This window comes from Ectobacillus polymachus, from assembly GCF_048159605.1.
GTDB lineage: Bacteria > Bacillota > Bacilli > Bacillales > Bacillaceae_G > Ectobacillus > Ectobacillus polymachus.
In genome coordinates, this window is record NZ_JBLREB010000002.1 from 229,171 (window position 1) to 245,866 (window position 16,696).

19 protein-coding genes are annotated in these 16,696 nt (G+C 41.1%); 18 read left to right on the plus strand and 1 reads right to left on the minus strand.

What is annotated here, in order from left to right:
* Positions 1-144: 144 nt before the first annotated feature.
* The 15 genes from ACM5BR_RS11685 (at position 145) to ACM5BR_RS11755 (ending at position 11,825) form a co-directional block, all read left to right on the plus strand.
* Positions 145-594, plus strand: a complete 450-nt coding sequence (locus ACM5BR_RS11685; RefSeq protein WP_416828090.1) for a low molecular weight protein arginine phosphatase — start codon at positions 145-147, stop codon at positions 592-594.
* 49 nt (positions 595-643) lie between these two features.
* Positions 644-1,087, plus strand: coding sequence for a ribose 5-phosphate isomerase B (gene rpiB, locus ACM5BR_RS11690; protein ID WP_416828091.1), 444 nt, complete (start codon positions 644-646; stop codon positions 1,085-1,087).
* A 98-nt stretch (positions 1,088-1,185) separates the two neighbouring features.
* Positions 1,186-1,758 (plus strand): TIGR01440 family protein, encoded by a 573-nt coding sequence (locus tag ACM5BR_RS11695; protein ID WP_416828093.1) that lies wholly within the window; start codon positions 1,186-1,188, stop codon positions 1,756-1,758.
* Between the two features lie 258 nt (positions 1,759-2,016).
* The gene (gene glyA / locus ACM5BR_RS11700; RefSeq protein WP_416828095.1) at positions 2,017-3,258 is read left to right on the plus strand and encodes a serine hydroxymethyltransferase; all 1,242 of its coding nucleotides are present in this window, start codon (positions 2,017-2,019) and stop codon (positions 3,256-3,258) included.
* A 131-nt stretch (positions 3,259-3,389) separates the two neighbouring features.
* Positions 3,390-4,019, plus strand: a complete 630-nt coding sequence (gene upp, locus ACM5BR_RS11705; RefSeq protein ID WP_416828096.1) for a uracil phosphoribosyltransferase — start codon at positions 3,390-3,392, stop codon at positions 4,017-4,019.
* A 600-nt stretch (positions 4,020-4,619) separates the two neighbouring features.
* A complete protein-coding gene (locus ACM5BR_RS11710) occupies positions 4,620-4,880 on the plus strand; it encodes an AtpZ/AtpI family protein (protein ID WP_416828097.1) in 261 nt (86 codons plus the stop codon).
* Entirely contained in the window at positions 4,880-5,275 is a 396-nt protein-coding gene (locus ACM5BR_RS11715) for an ATP synthase subunit I (protein WP_416828098.1), read from the plus strand. Before ACM5BR_RS11710 ends, ACM5BR_RS11715 begins: the two co-directional genes overlap by 1 nt.
* 7 nt (positions 5,276-5,282) lie before the next feature.
* On the plus strand, positions 5,283-6,002 hold the full coding sequence (atpB, locus tag ACM5BR_RS11720) for a F0F1 ATP synthase subunit A (RefSeq protein ID WP_416828099.1): 720 nt from the start codon (positions 5,283-5,285) through the stop codon (positions 6,000-6,002).
* 50 nt (positions 6,003-6,052) lie between these two features.
* The gene (atpE, locus tag ACM5BR_RS11725) at positions 6,053-6,265 is read left to right on the plus strand and encodes a F0F1 ATP synthase subunit C (protein ID WP_416828100.1); all 213 of its coding nucleotides are present in this window, start codon (positions 6,053-6,055) and stop codon (positions 6,263-6,265) included.
* A 118-nt stretch (positions 6,266-6,383) separates the two neighbouring features.
* A complete protein-coding gene (gene atpF / locus ACM5BR_RS11730; RefSeq protein ID WP_416828101.1) occupies positions 6,384-6,881 on the plus strand; it encodes a F0F1 ATP synthase subunit B in 498 nt (165 codons plus the stop codon).
* The gene (locus ACM5BR_RS11735) at positions 6,878-7,417 is read left to right on the plus strand and encodes a F0F1 ATP synthase subunit delta (RefSeq protein ID WP_416828103.1); all 540 of its coding nucleotides are present in this window, start codon (positions 6,878-6,880) and stop codon (positions 7,415-7,417) included. The genes atpF and ACM5BR_RS11735 overlap by 4 nt, the downstream gene beginning before the upstream one ends.
* An 11-nt stretch (positions 7,418-7,428) precedes the next feature.
* The gene (atpA, locus tag ACM5BR_RS11740; RefSeq protein WP_416828105.1) at positions 7,429-8,937 is read left to right on the plus strand and encodes a F0F1 ATP synthase subunit alpha; all 1,509 of its coding nucleotides are present in this window, start codon (positions 7,429-7,431) and stop codon (positions 8,935-8,937) included.
* A gap of 108 nt (positions 8,938-9,045) precedes the next feature.
* On the plus strand, positions 9,046-9,903 hold the full coding sequence (atpG, locus tag ACM5BR_RS11745; protein WP_416828106.1) for an ATP synthase F1 subunit gamma: 858 nt from the start codon (positions 9,046-9,048) through the stop codon (positions 9,901-9,903).
* Positions 9,904-9,988: 85 nt separating this feature from the next.
* Positions 9,989-11,401, plus strand: coding sequence for a F0F1 ATP synthase subunit beta (gene atpD, locus ACM5BR_RS11750; RefSeq protein WP_416828107.1), 1,413 nt, complete (start codon positions 9,989-9,991; stop codon positions 11,399-11,401).
* A 22-nt stretch (positions 11,402-11,423) separates the two neighbouring features.
* Positions 11,424-11,825: a F0F1 ATP synthase subunit epsilon gene (locus ACM5BR_RS11755; RefSeq protein ID WP_416828108.1), complete on the plus strand. Its 402-nt coding sequence runs from the start codon at positions 11,424-11,426 to the stop codon at positions 11,823-11,825.
* Between the two features lie 1,596 nt (positions 11,826-13,421).
* Here the strand turns inward: ACM5BR_RS11755 and ACM5BR_RS11760 are convergent.
* The gene (locus ACM5BR_RS11760) at positions 13,422-13,697 is read right to left on the minus strand and encodes a hypothetical protein (protein ID WP_416828109.1); all 276 of its coding nucleotides are present in this window, start codon (positions 13,695-13,697) and stop codon (positions 13,422-13,424) included.
* A 164-nt stretch (positions 13,698-13,861) separates the two neighbouring features.
* On the opposite strand from ACM5BR_RS11760, the gene ACM5BR_RS11765 reads away from it, so the two are divergent.
* From ACM5BR_RS11765 to ACM5BR_RS11775, 3 genes are all read left to right on the plus strand, one after another.
* On the plus strand, positions 13,862-14,551 hold the full coding sequence (locus tag ACM5BR_RS11765) for a DUF975 family protein (protein ID WP_416828110.1): 690 nt from the start codon (positions 13,862-13,864) through the stop codon (positions 14,549-14,551).
* 121 nt (positions 14,552-14,672) lie between these two features.
* Positions 14,673-15,335 (plus strand): DUF975 family protein, encoded by a 663-nt coding sequence (locus tag ACM5BR_RS11770; protein WP_416828112.1) that lies wholly within the window; start codon positions 14,673-14,675, stop codon positions 15,333-15,335.
* Between the two features lie 86 nt (positions 15,336-15,421).
* Positions 15,422-16,621: an ornithine--oxo-acid transaminase gene (locus ACM5BR_RS11775; RefSeq protein WP_416828113.1), complete on the plus strand. Its 1,200-nt coding sequence runs from the start codon at positions 15,422-15,424 to the stop codon at positions 16,619-16,621.
* Positions 16,622-16,696 lie beyond the last annotated feature (75 nt).

A 16,696-nucleotide genomic window follows, 5' to 3' on the forward strand; every position in this document is an offset into this window, starting at 1 on the left:
GTTTATACATAGGTTTACTTTTAGATCCACGCATTTTGTACGGAAAATGCGTGGATTATTTGCTTCCTATTACCAACTTTTCTCCTCTTGCAGTATGATAGGAGTATACATTTGCACAAACTGTAACGTAAGGAGGAGTGGCGAATGAACATCCTATTTGTTTGTACTGGAAATACGTGTCGCAGTCCGATGGCGGAGGCAGTCTTTCGGCATTATGCGAATGATACCTTTCAAGTAAAATCGGCTGGTGTGTTTGCAGCAGAGGGATGTGATGCTTCTTTACATGCGAAGCAAGCTTTAGAGGATAAAGGAATTGCTATTGATCATTCTGCACAGCCGGTGACGGAGGAGTTGCTTAATTGGGCAGATATTGTGCTAGCGATGACACAAAGTCATAAGCTGAGCATCCTGCAGTACTATCCGTATATGAAGGATAAGGTGCTTACGCTGTATGAAGCTACCGGCGATGAAAGACGCGATATTTCGGATCCGTACGGAGGCTCACTGCAAGTATATAAGAACACATTAGATGAGCTGGAGATGCTCATTCAACGTTTTATCGAAAAACTAGAAAATGAGCGTTCGGAAGACTGACGTTTCGTGTATAATAATAGATTGGAAATCACAATTGGAGGGACAACTCATGAAAGTAGTAATCGCATCTGACCACGGCGGTATGACGATCCGCAAGGAAATTGTTAGTTTATTAGAAGAAATGGGTATTGAATATAAAGATTTAGGCTGTGAATGTGAAGCAGGCTCTGTTGATTATCCTGATTTTGCGTTTCCGGTAGCAGAAATGGTTGCAAGCGGCGAATATGATCGCGGCATTTTAATTTGCGGTACAGGAATTGGCATGTCCATTGCAGCTAATAAAGTAAAAGGAATTCGTGCTGCACTTGTGCATGATTCATTTAGTGCAAAGGCAACACGTCAGCATAATAATAGTAATATCCTTACAATGGGCGAACGTGTCATTGGCCCTGGTTTAGCAAGAGAAATCGCAGAAATTTGGCTAACGACCGAATACGAAGGCGGACGCCATGAAAAAAGAATTAGCAAAATCGACACGTACGAAGCAGAGTAATTCTTGTAGAAAAAACGAGAAGGATTCTTACTTTTTTAAGCGTATACAAGCATGATATAATGTGCCTGAAGAACCCCCGCGAAAGGAAGAAAATCGTGATGGATGAGCTAGAACATTGGAAACAACAATTGCGAACGGCGCTGACTGACTATCAAGAGCAAGCACAGCTAGAAGAAGGTAATCTCTTTGTCGTAGGTTGCAGTACGAGCGAAGTGATTGGGGAAAAAATCGGTACTGCTGGAACAATGGCAGTGGCAGAGTCTATTTATGCAGAATTAAAGCAGTTCCAAGACAAACATGGCATTTCGCTGGCATTCCAAGGTTGCGAGCACATCAACCGCGCCTTGACCATCGAACGTGAGACAGCAAAGAAGCTTGGCTTTGAAGTTGTTTCGGTCATTCCGGTACGTTCGGCAGGCGGGGCATTGTCAACCTATGCGTATCATCATATGAAAGATCCGGTCGTTGTAGAATTTATCAAGGCGGATGGCGGCATTGACATTGGTGATACATTCATCGGTATGCATTTGAAACACGTAGCTGTTCCTGTTCGAACGAGCATTAAGGAAATTGGGAAAGCCCATGTGACAATGGCGAAAACGAGAGCAAAGCTAATCGGCGGCGTTCGTGCCGTCTATGCGGTGGAAAACGTATCAGTTACTTGTCTATAAAGTTGGGAGGATAACAAGGGGAGATATTCCGATTGTTATCCTCTTTTTTTACCCCTCTCTGGAATAGTGTGAAAATAAAGAGTTTTTCAAGTTGTATTTGATTTTTTCCTTTTACCTTATCGTAAGTCATGATAGAATGAAGATGACCAAAACGTGAATATTAGATCGAATTACTGTAATAACATTCGTATTTTTTGTATAAATGCCAATGTTTCAAAGCTGTGCACGTAGTTCGTTAAGAAAAAAGGGGGATTTCACATGAATCATGTAAAGCTGCAAGATGAAAAGGTGTATGAAGCAATTCAGTTAGAGTTAGGGAGACAACGTTCTAAAATTGAATTGATTGCGTCTGAAAACTTTGTTAGTGAAGCAGTTATGGAAGCACAAGGCTCTGTATTAACGAACAAATATGCAGAAGGCTATCCTGGCAAGCGTTATTATGGCGGCTGCGAATATGTTGATATTGTCGAAGATATTGCAAGAGACAGAGCGAAAGAAATATTTGGAGCTGACCATGTGAATGTTCAACCGCACTCTGGCGCCCAAGCAAATATGGCAGTATACTTTACGGTTCTTCAAGCTGGTGATACCGTTCTTGGTATGAACCTATCTCATGGTGGTCACTTAACACATGGTAGTCCTGTTAACTTTAGTGGTGTTCAATATAACTTTGTAGAATACGGAGTAGATAAGGATACTCATCTTATAGACTATGATGATGTTTTGGCAAAGGCAAAGGAACATAAGCCAAAATTAATCGTAGCAGGAGCAAGCGCATATCCACGTGTGATCGATTTCAAGAGATTTCGTGAAATCGCGGATAGCGTAGGCGCATACTTAATGGTAGACATGGCCCACATTGCAGGCTTAGTAGCAGCAGGATTACACCCAAGTCCAGTCCCTTACGCACACTTTGTAACAACAACAACTCATAAAACATTACGCGGCCCTCGCGGCGGTATGATTTTATGTAAAGAAGAATTTGCAAAGCAAATTGATAAATCAATCTTCCCTGGTATTCAAGGTGGTCCGCTTATGCATGTGATTGCTGGTAAAGCAGTTGCATTTGGCGAAGCACTTCAAGATGAATTTAAAGACTATGCAAGTCGTATCATTGCAAATGCCGCACGTCTTGCAGAAGGATTACAAAAAGAAGGCTTAACACTTGTGTCTGGCGGTACAGACAATCATCTTCTTCTTATTGATGTTCGTAATCTTGACATTACAGGTAAAGTAGCCGAACATGTCCTTGATGAGGTCGGCATTACCGTTAATAAAAATACAATCCCGTATGATCCAGCTAGTCCATTCGTTACGAGCGGTATCCGTGTCGGAACAGCAGCTGTGACAACTCGCGGCTTTGGCTTAGAAGAAATGGATGAAATTGCATCCATTATTGCATTCACACTTAAAAATCATGAAAATGAAGCAGCATTGGCTGAAGCAAGCGAACGTGTTCGCAAGCTGACAGATCGTTTCCCAATGTACAAAGAATTGTAAGAAAATAAATACCGAAAGACCGTTACAATATATGTAACGGTCTTTTTTCTATGTCTAGAACTTGAATTAACGTATTGTTTTCTATACAATCGTAAATGGTGCAATTTTAACCGGCAAAAGGAGAGATTTCCATGGGAAAACTATATGTATTTGATCACCCTTTAATTCAGCATAAGCTAACATATATCCGCGATAAAAGAACGGGTACAAAAGAATTTCGTGAATTAGTAGATGAAGTAGCAAGCTTAATGGCTTTTGAAATTACACGCGATCTGCCAGTGGAAGAAATTGAAATTGAAACCCCAGTAAGTGTAGCAAAAACAAAGGTCCTTTCTGGTAAAAAATTAGGAATTATTCCGATTCTTCGTGCTGGTCTTGGTATGGTTGAAGGTATGTTAAAATTGATTCCAGCTGCCAAGGTAGGTCATATCGGCCTATATCGTGATCCAGAAACGTTAAAACCAATTGAATACTATGTAAAGCTTCCATCTGATGTAAACGAACGTGACTTCATTGTAGTGGATCCAATGCTAGCAACAGGCGGATCAGCAGCAGAAGCGATTACCTCTTTGAAAAAACGCGGAGCAAAACATATTAAACTTATGTGCATTTGTGCAGCTCCTCAAGGCGTTGAAGCAGTACAAGCAGAGCATCCTGACGTCGATATTTATGTAGCAGCGCTTGATGAAAAGCTAAATGACCATGGCTACATCGTTCCGGGCTTAGGAGACGCTGGAGACCGTTTATTTGGAACAAAATAAAATAAAGTGAACCCCCATTTGACCAAAATGAATCCTACCGTTCATTTTGGTCTTTCTTTTTGGATAACCCTATTTTGAAAAAATGGATTATCTCCCCCTTTTGAATATCTTCTTTGTTTTTGTATAAGCTATAAGTTGCATGGAATATATTAGGAAATAGTGCTTCTAAACACCTTGCGAGTGTGAATACAATGGAATACAAGAGGAGATTTCTTAGCTTAGGAGTAGAACTTCGTTGATAGAAGGTTCATTTTTATCGACAAATTCAAAACATCTGAAAAGTTTCGACAAAATACTACGATGAATCACTCCCTCATGTTATAGTAGTATAGAATGGTATTTTGTTTCTGTGCTTTGTCTAAAGGTCTTTGGAACGTAACAGAAAACAACCTAGGCAACGTGTGGATACAAGTTTTTTCGTTTTTTTGCGTTTAGTCGTTGACACTATTAAACACACTATTGTATGCTAACAATGGGATAAATGATAGGGCTTTCAGTGTCAGCTTTATGACTGTTTTTTGACAAAAACCAAAATGTTTCGTTTTTTTTCAACTATTCTCTCGATAATGAGTTAGGATTATCTCATCGTACAGCTTCCACATGATTTCCTCATATCCGTCTAGGAGGGATGAGCGTTTGCAAGGAAAAAATAAAAATCCGATGAAAGCTTATGCTCTTATGACCGGTGTTCTTTCTTCACTTGTAGGACCTATTCTAGTGGGAATTTTTGGCGGTAAGTGGATGGATAGTTACTTTGGTACACTACCTCTTTTCCTTATTATTGGACTGTTATTAGGTATGACAGCAGGTGTGTATGCAATGACGAGACTCATTCAACAATTTTACGCAGGAGACGAATAATGGTTGATATGCATGTGCTTGTTCGTAGACAAACAAAATATTTCTTTTACACCCTAGCGCTTTTTGTTTTAGGCTATGGGGTTATGCCTTATCACAAAGTTTTTTTAGGGCTAATTATGGGCGCAATTGTGGGCTTTTTCAGCTTGCGCATTGTTGCGTTCAAAACAGACAAGCTGCTCGATCGCGTAGTAAAAGGCGACACGAAGGTTCGCTTTAAAGCAACGGCAGTTAGTACATACTCACGCTTAGCGACGATGGGATTATTGATTATCTTTGCCATTCGTTATAAAGATTTGGTAGAAGCGTGGGCAATTGGACTCGGATTATTGACAGGGTACCTTGTCATGATCATAGATTTTCTATACTTACAGTATACCGGCAGGGAAGAGAGGTGAATTACTAGTGGAACACGGTAAATTAGTTGAGTTTTTAGGCTTAACGTTTGACTTGTCTAGTGTATTAATGACAACTGTTGCAGCACTCATTGTGTTCCTAATCGCTGTATTGGCTACACGTACATTGGCTCTCCGCCCAACAGGTATTCAGAACTTTATGGAGTGGATTTTCGACTTTGTAAAGAATATCATTAATAGCGCGATGGATTGGCAAACAGGAGGCCGCTTCTTAACGTTAGGGGTCACTTTAATCATGTACATTTTCGTTGCGAACATGCTTGGATTGCCATTTCTTATTACGGAGCATGGAGCAGAACCAACGTCATGGTGGAAATCCCCAACATCTGACCCAGCTGTTACGTTAACATTAGCCGTGATGGTAGTTGTCCTCACCCATTTTTATGGAATAAAGTTAAAGGGAGCTCGCAATTATTTTAAAGATACTTTCCTACAGCCTATATGGTGGTTGTTGCCTTTAAAAATCATTGAAGAGTTCGCAAATACTCTTACTCTTGGTCTTCGACTATTCGGTAACATCTATGCAGGTGAAATTCTATTAACGTTACTAGCGGGATTAGGAACAAGCAGCGCACTCGGAGCTGTTGGTGGCGGTGTAGCAATGCTTGCATGGCAAGGGTTCAGTATTTTTGTAGGATCCATCCAAGCCTTTATTTTCACAATGTTAACTATGGTGTATATGGCTCATAAAATCAGTCATGAACATTAATAAATTGCATTACATTATATAGTTATAATTTAAAAGGAGGATATTTTAAAATGAATTTAATCGCAGCTGCAATTGCAATTGGTTTAGCAGCACTTGGTGCTGGTATCGGTAACGGTTTAATCGTATCTCGTACAGTTGAGGGTACTGCTCGTCAACCAGAATTACGTGGAACACTTCAAACAATCATGTTCATCGGGGTTGCATTAGTTGAAGCCCTTCCAATTATCGCGGTAGTTATCGCATTCATGGTTCTTAACAAATAAGGGATGATCCCCTACCAATAAATGGCGAAGATCGTTTTGTGAACTTCTTCGCCATTGCTTTATGATGAAAAATTCAGTCTTTTTTTGTAGGCGAAACTATTGAAGGGAGTGAATCCTAATGCTTTTAGGGGCTGCCATTCCGTATGGAACGATGATTTATCAATTGGTAATTTTCCTAATTCTATTAGCATTGCTGCGTAAATATGCATTTGGTCCGTTGATGAACATTATGAAACAACGTGAAGAACATATTGCGAGCGAACTTGAAGCTGCTGAACAAAACAATTCTGAATCCAAGAAATTGGTGGCAGAACAACGTGAGTTCATGAAGCAAGCAAAAGTAGAAGCACAGGACTTAATTGAAAGAGCGAAAAAGCAAGCGGAAGAACAAAGAGAAGGTATCGTTGTTGCTGCTAAGGCAGAAGCAGAAACAATCAAAAATGCTGCTCTTAGTGAAATTCAGCGCGAAAAAGAACAAGCCATTGCTGCATTGCAAGAACAAGTGGCAACTCTATCTGTTCAAATTGCTTCTAAAGTAATTGAAAAAGAACTGAAAGAGGAAGACCAAGCCAAGCTTATTCGTGACTACATGAACAAAGTAGGAGAAGTACGATGAGTATGGAGCTAGTTGCTAAACGTTATGCAGTCGCTCTTTTTCAAATTGCTAAAGAACAACAAGTATTAGAAACATTTGAAGAACAATTACGTGATGTAAAGCAAGTGTTTCAAACAAGTGATTTAGCAGCTTTTTTAGAACAACCTAACATTTCTAACGAAAAGAAGAAAGACTTGTTAAGCCGAGCTTTTTCTTCTCTATCACAATATATTTTAAACACATTATATATTTTGATTGACAACCATCGTGAAGAGATCATTCCTGCTATTGCAGATGCGTACATTGCATTAGCCAATGAAGAACGGAACGTGGCCGATGCCCTTGTATACTCCGTTCGTGAACTTACAGAAGGTGAAAAGGTTGGCATTGCAGAAGCCTTTGCAAAAATGAGCGGGAAAGATGCCATTCGTATTCAAAATATTGTAGATGATAACTTACTTGGCGGTATTAAAGTCCGCATCGGCAACCGTATTTACGACGGAAGCTTAAGAGGAAAATTAACGCGTATTGAACGCACACTTTTGAACAATAGATAGGGGTGAAACGCATGAGCATCAAAGCTGAAGAAATCAGTGCACTGATAAAACAGCAAATTGAAAACTATCAGTCAGAAATCGAAGTTAGTGATGTTGGTACAGTCATCCAAGTAGGTGATGGTATCGCACGTGCTCATGGTCTTGATAACGTAATGGCGGGAGAACTAGTTGAGTTCTCTAACGGAGTTATGGGACTAGCGCAAAACTTAGAGGAAAATAACGTAGGTATCGTTATCTTAGGGCCATACTTAGGCATTAAAGAAGGTGACGAAGTTCGCCGTACGGGTCGCATCATGCAAGTACCAGTTGGGGAAGAACTAATTGGTCGCGTAGTGAATCCACTAGGACAACCTGTAGATGGATTAGGTCCAATTGCTACGACTAAGACTCGTCCAATTGAAAGCAATGCACCAGGCGTTATGGATCGTAAATCTGTTAATGAACCACTTCAAACAGGTATTAAAGCAATCGATGCTCTTGTACCAATCGGCCGCGGACAACGTGAGTTAATCATCGGGGACCGTCAAACTGGTAAAACAGCAATTGCGCTTGATACGATTATTAACCAAAAAGACCAAGATATGATTTGTATTTACGTTGCTATTGGTCAAAAAGAATCTACTGTTCGTAACGTAGTAGAAACTCTTCGTAAATATGGTGCATTAGACTACACAATCGTTGTAACTGCTTCTGCATCTTCACCAGCTCCAATGTTATACTTAGCTCCTTATGCTGGTGTATCAATGGGTGAAGAGTTTATGTATAACGGTAAGCATGTATTGATCATCTATGATGATTTAACGAAGCAAGCAGCTGCATATCGTGAACTTTCCTTGCTACTTCGTCGTCCTCCAGGTCGTGAAGCTTATCCAGGGGATGTTTTCTACTTGCACTCTCGTTTACTAGAACGTGCTGCAAAATTAAGCGATGCAAAAGGCGGCGGCTCAATTACAGCTCTTCCTTTCATTGAAACACAAGCAGGGGACGTTTCAGCATACATCCCAACAAACGTAATTTCCATTACAGATGGACAAATTTTCTTACAATCTGATTTATTCTTCGCAGGTATTCGTCCAGCAATTGATGCTGGTACATCTGTATCCCGTGTAGGGGGCGCTGCCCAAATTAAGGCAATGAGTAAAGTTGCTGGTACACTTCGTCTTGACTTAGCGTCATACCGTGAACTTGAAGCGTTTGCTCAATTCGGTTCTGACCTTGATAAAGCTACACAAAACAAGTTGAACCGTGGTGCTCGTACAGTTGAAGTGCTAAAACAAGACTTGCACAAGCCACTTAAGGTTGAAAAGCAAGTTATGATTCTTTATGCACTAACTCGCGGATTCCTAGATGATATTCCTGTATCTGACATCCAACGTTTCGAAAGCGAAATGAATAGCTGGTTAGAGTCTAACCGTCCAGAAGTTCTTGCAGAACTTGTTAAGACGAAGAAGCTACTAGCTGATGATACAATGGCTTCTGCTATTAACGACTTTAAGAAAACATTCGTTGTTTCTGAATAATAGAAAGAAAGCCGGCTTTGCCCGGCTTTAAGTAATAAGCAAAGGGAGGATATCGAACAGGCCGATTCTTCCGTCATGCCTATTTTGGACAAAAGGTGGTGAGAACCTGTGGTATCTTTACGCGATATAAAAACGAAAATTACTTCCACGAAGAAAACGAGTCATATTACAAAGGCAATGGAAATGGTTTCCGCCTCTAAATTGAGTCGTGCTGAGCAAAATGCAAAAGCATTCACTCCTTACGTGAACAAAATTCAAGAGGTTATTGCTGATGTATCAAGTGGTAGCGGTGTAAACCATCCTATGCTCGTTACTCGTCCAGTTAAACGTACAGGCTATATCGTTATTACGTCTGACCGTGGATTAGCTGGTGCTTATAACAGTAACGTATTACGTGCAATAAGCAAAGAAATAATGGAACGCCACAATAACGATGCTAGTCAATATGCGATTATTGTACTAGGACGTGTGGGTCGTGATTATTTAAAACGTCGCGGTTTTAATATCATTGATGATGTTACTGGCTTATCCGACCAACCTGTATTTGCAGACATTAAGGATATTGCTGCTAGCTCCGTAGAAAAGTTCTCCGATGGTACATTCGATGAATTGTACATTTATTTCAATCATTTCATCACCAAAATGCAACAAGAAGTACAATCGAAGAAGCTTTTGCCGTTATCAGATGTAGAGGCTAACGCTTCACATACGCTTTATGAATTTGAGCCTTCAGAAGAAGAAATTCTTAAAGTTTTATTGCCACAATACGCAGAAAGCTTAATTTTTGGTGCCTTGCTGGACGGTAAAGCAAGTGAGCACGCTGCGCGTATGACAGCAATGAAGAGTGCAACAGACAATGCGAAAGACATTATTGGAACACTTACACTTTCTTATAACCGCGCTCGTCAAGCAGCGATCACGCAAGAAATTACGGAAATCGTTGGTGGTGCAGCAGCACTCGAATAGGTTGGTCTGCTAAAGGAGCCATCGGCTTCTTTTAGCGGCAAAAACCTGCCATAGACCGTGGATTATATAATTAGGAGGGAAACCCATGAGTAAAGGACGCATTACAGCAATAATGGGTCCGGTTGTAGACGTAAAGTTCGAAAACGGACATCTTCCTGCAATCTACAACGCCCTTAAAGTATCATACAAAGCAAAAAATGAACATGAAGCATCAATCAACCTAACATTAGAAGTGGCTCTTCACTTAGGTGATGATTCCGTTCGTGCCGTTGCCATGTCTTCTACTGACGGACTTGTTCGCGGTATGGATGCAATTGACACAGGAAGACCAATCTCTGTTCCAGTTGGGGAAGCAACTCTTGGCCGCGTATTTAACGTGCTTGGAGATCAAATTGACTTAAACGATAAAATTGATGAATCCGTTCGCCGTGACCCAATTCACCGCACAGCTCCTAAGTTTGAAGAACTTTCAACAAAGGTTGAAATTCTTGAAACAGGAATTAAAGTTGTTGACTTACTTGCTCCTTACATCAAAGGTGGTAAGGTCGGACTATTCGGTGGTGCCGGCGTAGGTAAAACAGTATTAATCCAAGAATTAATCCATAACATTGCACAAGAACACGGCGGTATTTCTGTATTCGCTGGTGTAGGGGAACGTACTCGTGAAGGTAACGACCTATACTTCGAAATGAGCGATTCCGGCGTTATTAAGAAAACTGCCATGGTATTCGGACAAATGAACGAGCCACCAGGTGCTCGTCAACGTGTTGCCTTAACAGGTCTTACAATGGCTGAATTTTTCCGTGATGAACAAGGACAAGACGTTCTTCTATTCATCGATAACATCTTCCGTTTCACACAAGCAGGATCTGAAGTATCTGCGTTGCTTGGCCGTATGCCATCTGCCGTAGGTTACCAACCTACACTAGCTACGGAAATGGGTCAATTACAAGAACGTATTACATCTACAAACAAAGGATCTATCACTTCGATCCAAGCTGTATATGTACCTGCCGATGACTATACTGACCCGGCTCCAGCAACGACATTTGCTCACTTAGATGCAACAACAAACCTTGAGCGTCGTTTAACACAAATGGGTATCTACCCTGCCGTGGACCCATTGGCTTCAACTTCTCGTGCCCTTTCACCTGAAATCGTTGGAGAAGAGCACTACAAAGTTGCACGTAAAGTACAACAAACATTGCAACGCTACAAAGAATTACAAGATATCATCGCAATTCTAGGTATGGATGAATTATCTGAAGACGACAAGCAAATTGTACACCGCGCTCGTCGTGTTCAATTCTTCTTATCTCAAAACTTCCACGTAGCAGAACAATTTACAGGTCAAAAAGGATCTTATGTTCCTGTAAAAGAAACTGTACAAGGATTTAAAGAGATCCTAGAAGGTAAATATGATGATCTTCCAGAAGATGCATTCCGTCTAGTAGGACGCATTGAAGAAGTAGTTGAGAAAGCAAAGACTTTAGTATAATTAGGTCTAGGAGGGACGAATCATGAAGACAATTCAAGTCAGTATTGTAACTCCTGACGGACCGGCATACGAGCAAGACGTAGATATGGTCAGCGTAAAAGCTGTTAGCGGAGAAATGGGTATTTTACATGGTCACGTTTCCACTGTGGCTCCACTCCAAATTAGTCCGATTCGCCTTAAACGAGGAAATGTAACGGATTATGTAGCAGTTTCAGGCGGATTTATCGAAATTCGCCCAGATAAGGTGACAATTCTTGCGCCAACTGCGGAAGAATCGTCTCACATCGATGCTCACCGTGCAAACGAAGCAAAACGCCGTGCAGAACGTCGCATGCAAGACAAGCAATCTGCTATCGACTTCAAACGTGCAGAACTTGCTTTGCAACGTGCAGTCAACCGTCTGAACGTTTCGAATATGAAATAAGTTGTTTTAAGAAAGAGGGTGTCCCGCGGGGGCACCTTTTTTTGTGGGGAAAAATGAGGGAATTCTGTTGGTCAGGACTGGTTTCGCTGGTACCCTGAGCGGTTTCGCCGATAAACTACATTTTTTCCCCGTTAAAGCCTTAGTTCTGCCGATAAACTCCGGGGAGGTTCTCTTTTCCTCTCATTCTGCTCCCCGTTTGCCATAATCTACGCTAGTTTCGCCGATAAACCTTCTTTTTTCACCGTTAAAACCCTCGGTTCCGCCGTTAAACTCTAGTAGAGTTCTATTTTCCTGTGGTTCAGGTCTTCTTTCGCCGTAACCAATGCGATTTTCGCTGATAAAGTACAGAATTTCACCGTTAAATGCCCCGATTCCGCCGATAAATTCTAGTAGACCTCTATTTTCCTGTGGTTCAGGTCCCCTTTCGCTGTAACCAATGTCAGTTTCACCGTTAAACTACAGAATTTCACCGTTAAATACCTCAGATCCGTCGTTAAATTCTAGTAGACCTCTATTTTCCTGTGGTTCAGGTCCCCTTTCGCTGTAACCAATGTCAGTTTCACCGTTAAACTACAGAATTTCACCGTTAAATACCTCAATTCCACCGTTAAATTCTAGTAGAGTTCTATTTTCCTGTGGTTCAGGTCCGCTTTCGCCGTAACCAAAGCGATTTTCGCCGATAAAGTACAGAATTTCACCGTTAAATACCTCAATTTCACCGTTAAATTCTAGTAGAGTTCTATTTTCCTGTGGTTCAGGTCCGCTTTCGCCGTAACCAATGCCAGTTTCGCCGATAAAGTACAGAATTTCACCGTTAAATACCTCAATTTCACCGTTAAATTCTAGTAGAGTTCTATTTTCCTGTGGTTCAGGTCTTCTTTCGCTGTAACCAATGTCAGTTTCACCGTTAAAGTACAGAATTTCACCGTTAAATACCTCAATTTCACCGTTAAATTCTAGTAGAGTTCTATTTTCCTGTGGTTCAGGTCTTCTTTCGCTGTAACCAATGTCAGTTTCACCGTTAAAGTACAGAATTTCACCGTTAAATACCTCAATTTCACCGTTAAATTCTAGTAGAGTTCTATTTTCCTGTGGTTCAGGTCCCCTTTCGCTGTAACCAATGTCAGTTTCACCGTTAAACTACAGAATTCCACCGTTAAATACCTCAGATCCGCCGTTAAATTCTAGTAGACCTCTATTTTCCTGTGGTTCAGGTCTTCTTTCGCTGTAACCAATGTCAGTTTCACCGTTAAACTACAGAATTTCACCGTTAAATACCTCAATTTCACCGTTAAATTCTAGTAGAGTTCTATTTTCCTGTGGTTCAGGTCCGCTTTCGCTGTAACCAATGTCAGTTTCGCCGATAAAGTACAGAATTTCACCGTTAAATACCTCAATTTCACCGTTAAATTCTAGTAGAGTTCTATTTTCCTGTGGTTCAGGTCTTCTTTCGCTGTAACCAATGTCAGTTTCGCCGATAAAGTACAGAATTTCACCGTTAAATACCTCAATTTCACCGTTAAATTCTAGTAGAGTTCTATTTTCCTGTGGTTCAGGTCTTCTTTCGCTGTAACCAATGTCAGTTTCACCGTTAAACTACAGAATTTCACCGTTAAATACCTCAATTTCACCGTTAAATACCTCAATTTCGCCGTTAAATTCTAGTAGAGTTCTATTTTCCTGTGGTTCAGGTCCGCTTTCGCTGTAACCAATGTCAGTTTCACCGATAAAGTACAGAATTTCACCGTTAAATACCTCAATTTCACCGTTAAATTCTAGTAGAGTTCTATTTTCCTGTGGTTCAGGTCCGCTTTCGCCGTAACCAATGCCAGTTTTGTTGTTAAATCTCAGAATTTCGCCGTTAACCTTCACGTTCCCACCGATAAACCTCTTTTTTTTCCACCGTCAATTCCCTCAGTTCCATAACGAGAGGTAATTCAATATTATAAATTTGTGAAAAAGGGAGTGTATTTTGTCATATTATGATAAAATTACCATGCAATTATTCTTGTACCTACATTCAGGAGGGTTTTACTATGATAAGTGAATTGAAGCAGAGAGCGAGATCGTCTTTAAGCGGCAGGTGGTGGTTTTCTGCTGGTATTATGCTTTTATTTGGTATTTTGACAGTTGTAGGTGGCTATATTGTTGCGATAGTCGAATCGATTCCAACTGCTTTTTTAATGAATGCTATTTATGAAGACGGTACAATTGGTCTATATTTCATTATCATTTTACTCTATATTGTGTTAGTCGTTGCGGATCTATTTATAAGTGGTATTTTTTCACTTGGTTTAAATAAAGTGTTTTTGCTTATTGCAAGAGGAAATGGCGGGAAAGTGGATGATTTGTTTGCGTATTTTGCAGGCTGGAAGCGGATGGTACAAGCCTTTAAGGTAACGTTCTTTGTTTCGCTTTATACAGCATTATGGTCTTTGCTTCTTATAATTCCTGGTATTATCAAGGCATTATCTTATTCGATGACGAATTTTATTATCATTGATCATCCAGAGTATACGGTTCATCAAGCGATTGCAGAGAGCAAACGAATGATGTACGGAAATAAGTGGAAATTATTTGTTCTTGGACTTAGCTTTATCGGTTGGTTTCTCCTAAGCGCAATTACGTGTGGAATAGCACAACTTTGGACGATGCCGTATTTTAATGTGACACTTGCACATTTCTATGAGAACTTGTCTAAGGAGCAGGAGGATATATTCGAATAAGAATTCAAAGGGTGTCCCATGCGCGTAGGGGATGCCCTTTTTTATTAGACATATCTCCCCTATTTAGCTCATACAATGCTAGTGATTTATAAGGCCATTACAACTAGATAGGGGGCAGCCAATGACTGGTGAGTTAAAGAAAAAAGCGCTAGCATCGTTGAAAGGAAAATGGGGATTTGCAGTTTTAAGTACCTTCTTGTATATGATTATTTCTGTGGTTGGGACTTATATCGTTTTAGGTATAACTGTTTTTCTTGCTTCATTGTCCCAAAATACGGATGCGGCAGGTTTTGTTGCAGGCTTGTGGAATATTGTATATATTATTGTCGACTTATTTATAACGGGTATATTGGTGTTCGGTATTTATTACATTTATTTGCAGCTTGCACAGGGTAAGGAATCTAAGGTATCGGATTTGTTTCGGTATTTTGCAGGATGGAAGCGAATGTGGCAAGCGTTTTTAACCCTCTTTTTGCTTAGTCTTTATACTTCTTTGTGGTCACTCCTTCTGATTGTTCCTGGTATTATTAAAAGTTTTTCGTATGCTTTAACGTATTTCATTCTCATTGATCATCCGGAATATAGCGTGAATCAAGCAATTACGGAGAGCAGACATATGATGAATGGCCATAAATGGGAGCTATTTGTTCTCTTTCTTAGCTTTATCGGTTGGATTTTGCTTTGCATCATTACATTTGGTCTGGCGGAGCTTTGGATTACGCCGTATTCGTCCATTGCGTTTGCACATTTTTATGAGAAACGAAAGGCAGCATACGCCGGTTGAATAAGAGCGGGACATGGGGATGGCCTCATGTCCTGGGTTTAAGAGAAATCGGACAAGCAGTACAAAAGAGAAGGGGGCGAGATCAAATGAATACACAATCTATTATTGCTGTGACTAATCGTTATGGAGCTAATAACTATTATCCATTACCTGTTGTGATTGCCAAGGCTGAGGGTGTGTGGGTTTACGACCCGGAAGGCCGAAAATATATGGATATGCTAAGTGCTTATTCGGCAGTGAATCAAGGTCATCGTCATCCGAAGATTATTGCGGCACTCAAGGAGCAGGCTGATAAAGTGATGCTTACATCTCGCGCTTTCTATAGCGAGCAGCTTGGATTTTTTTATGAAAAAGTAGCGCATCTGACAAAGAAAGAGATGGTGCTTCCTATGAACACGGGCGCCGAAGCCGTGGAAACGGCAATCAAGGCTGCCCGGCGCTGGGCATATGATGTGAAAGGAGTAGCTGAAAATGAGGCGACGATTATTGCGTGTGAAGGAAACTTTCACGGGCGTACACTTGCTGCAATTTCGCTATCTTCCGAGGAAGAGTATAAGCGAGGCTTTGGGCCATTTGTTCCCGGTATTACGATCATTCCGTATGGCGACATTGCCGCTTTAGAGGCGGCGATTACCCCGAATACGGCAGCGTTTTTGCTAGAACCGATTCAAGGTGAAGCGGGGATTGTCATCCCGCCCGAAGGATTTTTAAAGCAGGCTTACGAGCTATGCCGGCGCCGTAATGTATTGTTTATCGCGGATGAAATTCAAACAGGATTATGCCGTACTGGAAAGACCTTTGCTTGCGATTATGAGGACATTGTGCCGGATGTCTATATTTTAGGAAAGGCGCTTGGCGGCGGTGTCATGCCAATTTCATGCGTGGCGAGTAATCGCGATGTGCTTGGCGTATTTAATCCAGGTTCGCACGGCTCGACGTTTGGCGGGAATCCGCTAGCAGCAGCAGTGGCTATTGCAGCACTAGATGTATTAGCGGATGAAAAATTAGCGGAGCGATCCTTTGCACTGGGCGAGGTATTCCGCAAGGAGCTGCGCGCGATTAACAATCCGATGATTTGCGATGTTCGCGGGAAGGGTTTATTTATCGGAGTAGAGCTAGATCAGTCAGCGCGGCCGTTTTGCGAGAAACTTAAGCAGGAAGGGCTGCTTTGTAAGGAAACACATGAAACAACCATCCGGTTTGCTCCGCCGCTGGTGATCACAGAAGAAGAATTAGAATGGGCGATTACGAAAATTAAAGCTGTGCTGCAAGAACCAATCGTGTAGGCGATTGGTTTTTTTATGGGGGAATGGCGACGGTTGCCTGGGAAATAAAAAGGTAACGGCGAAACCTAGATCTCT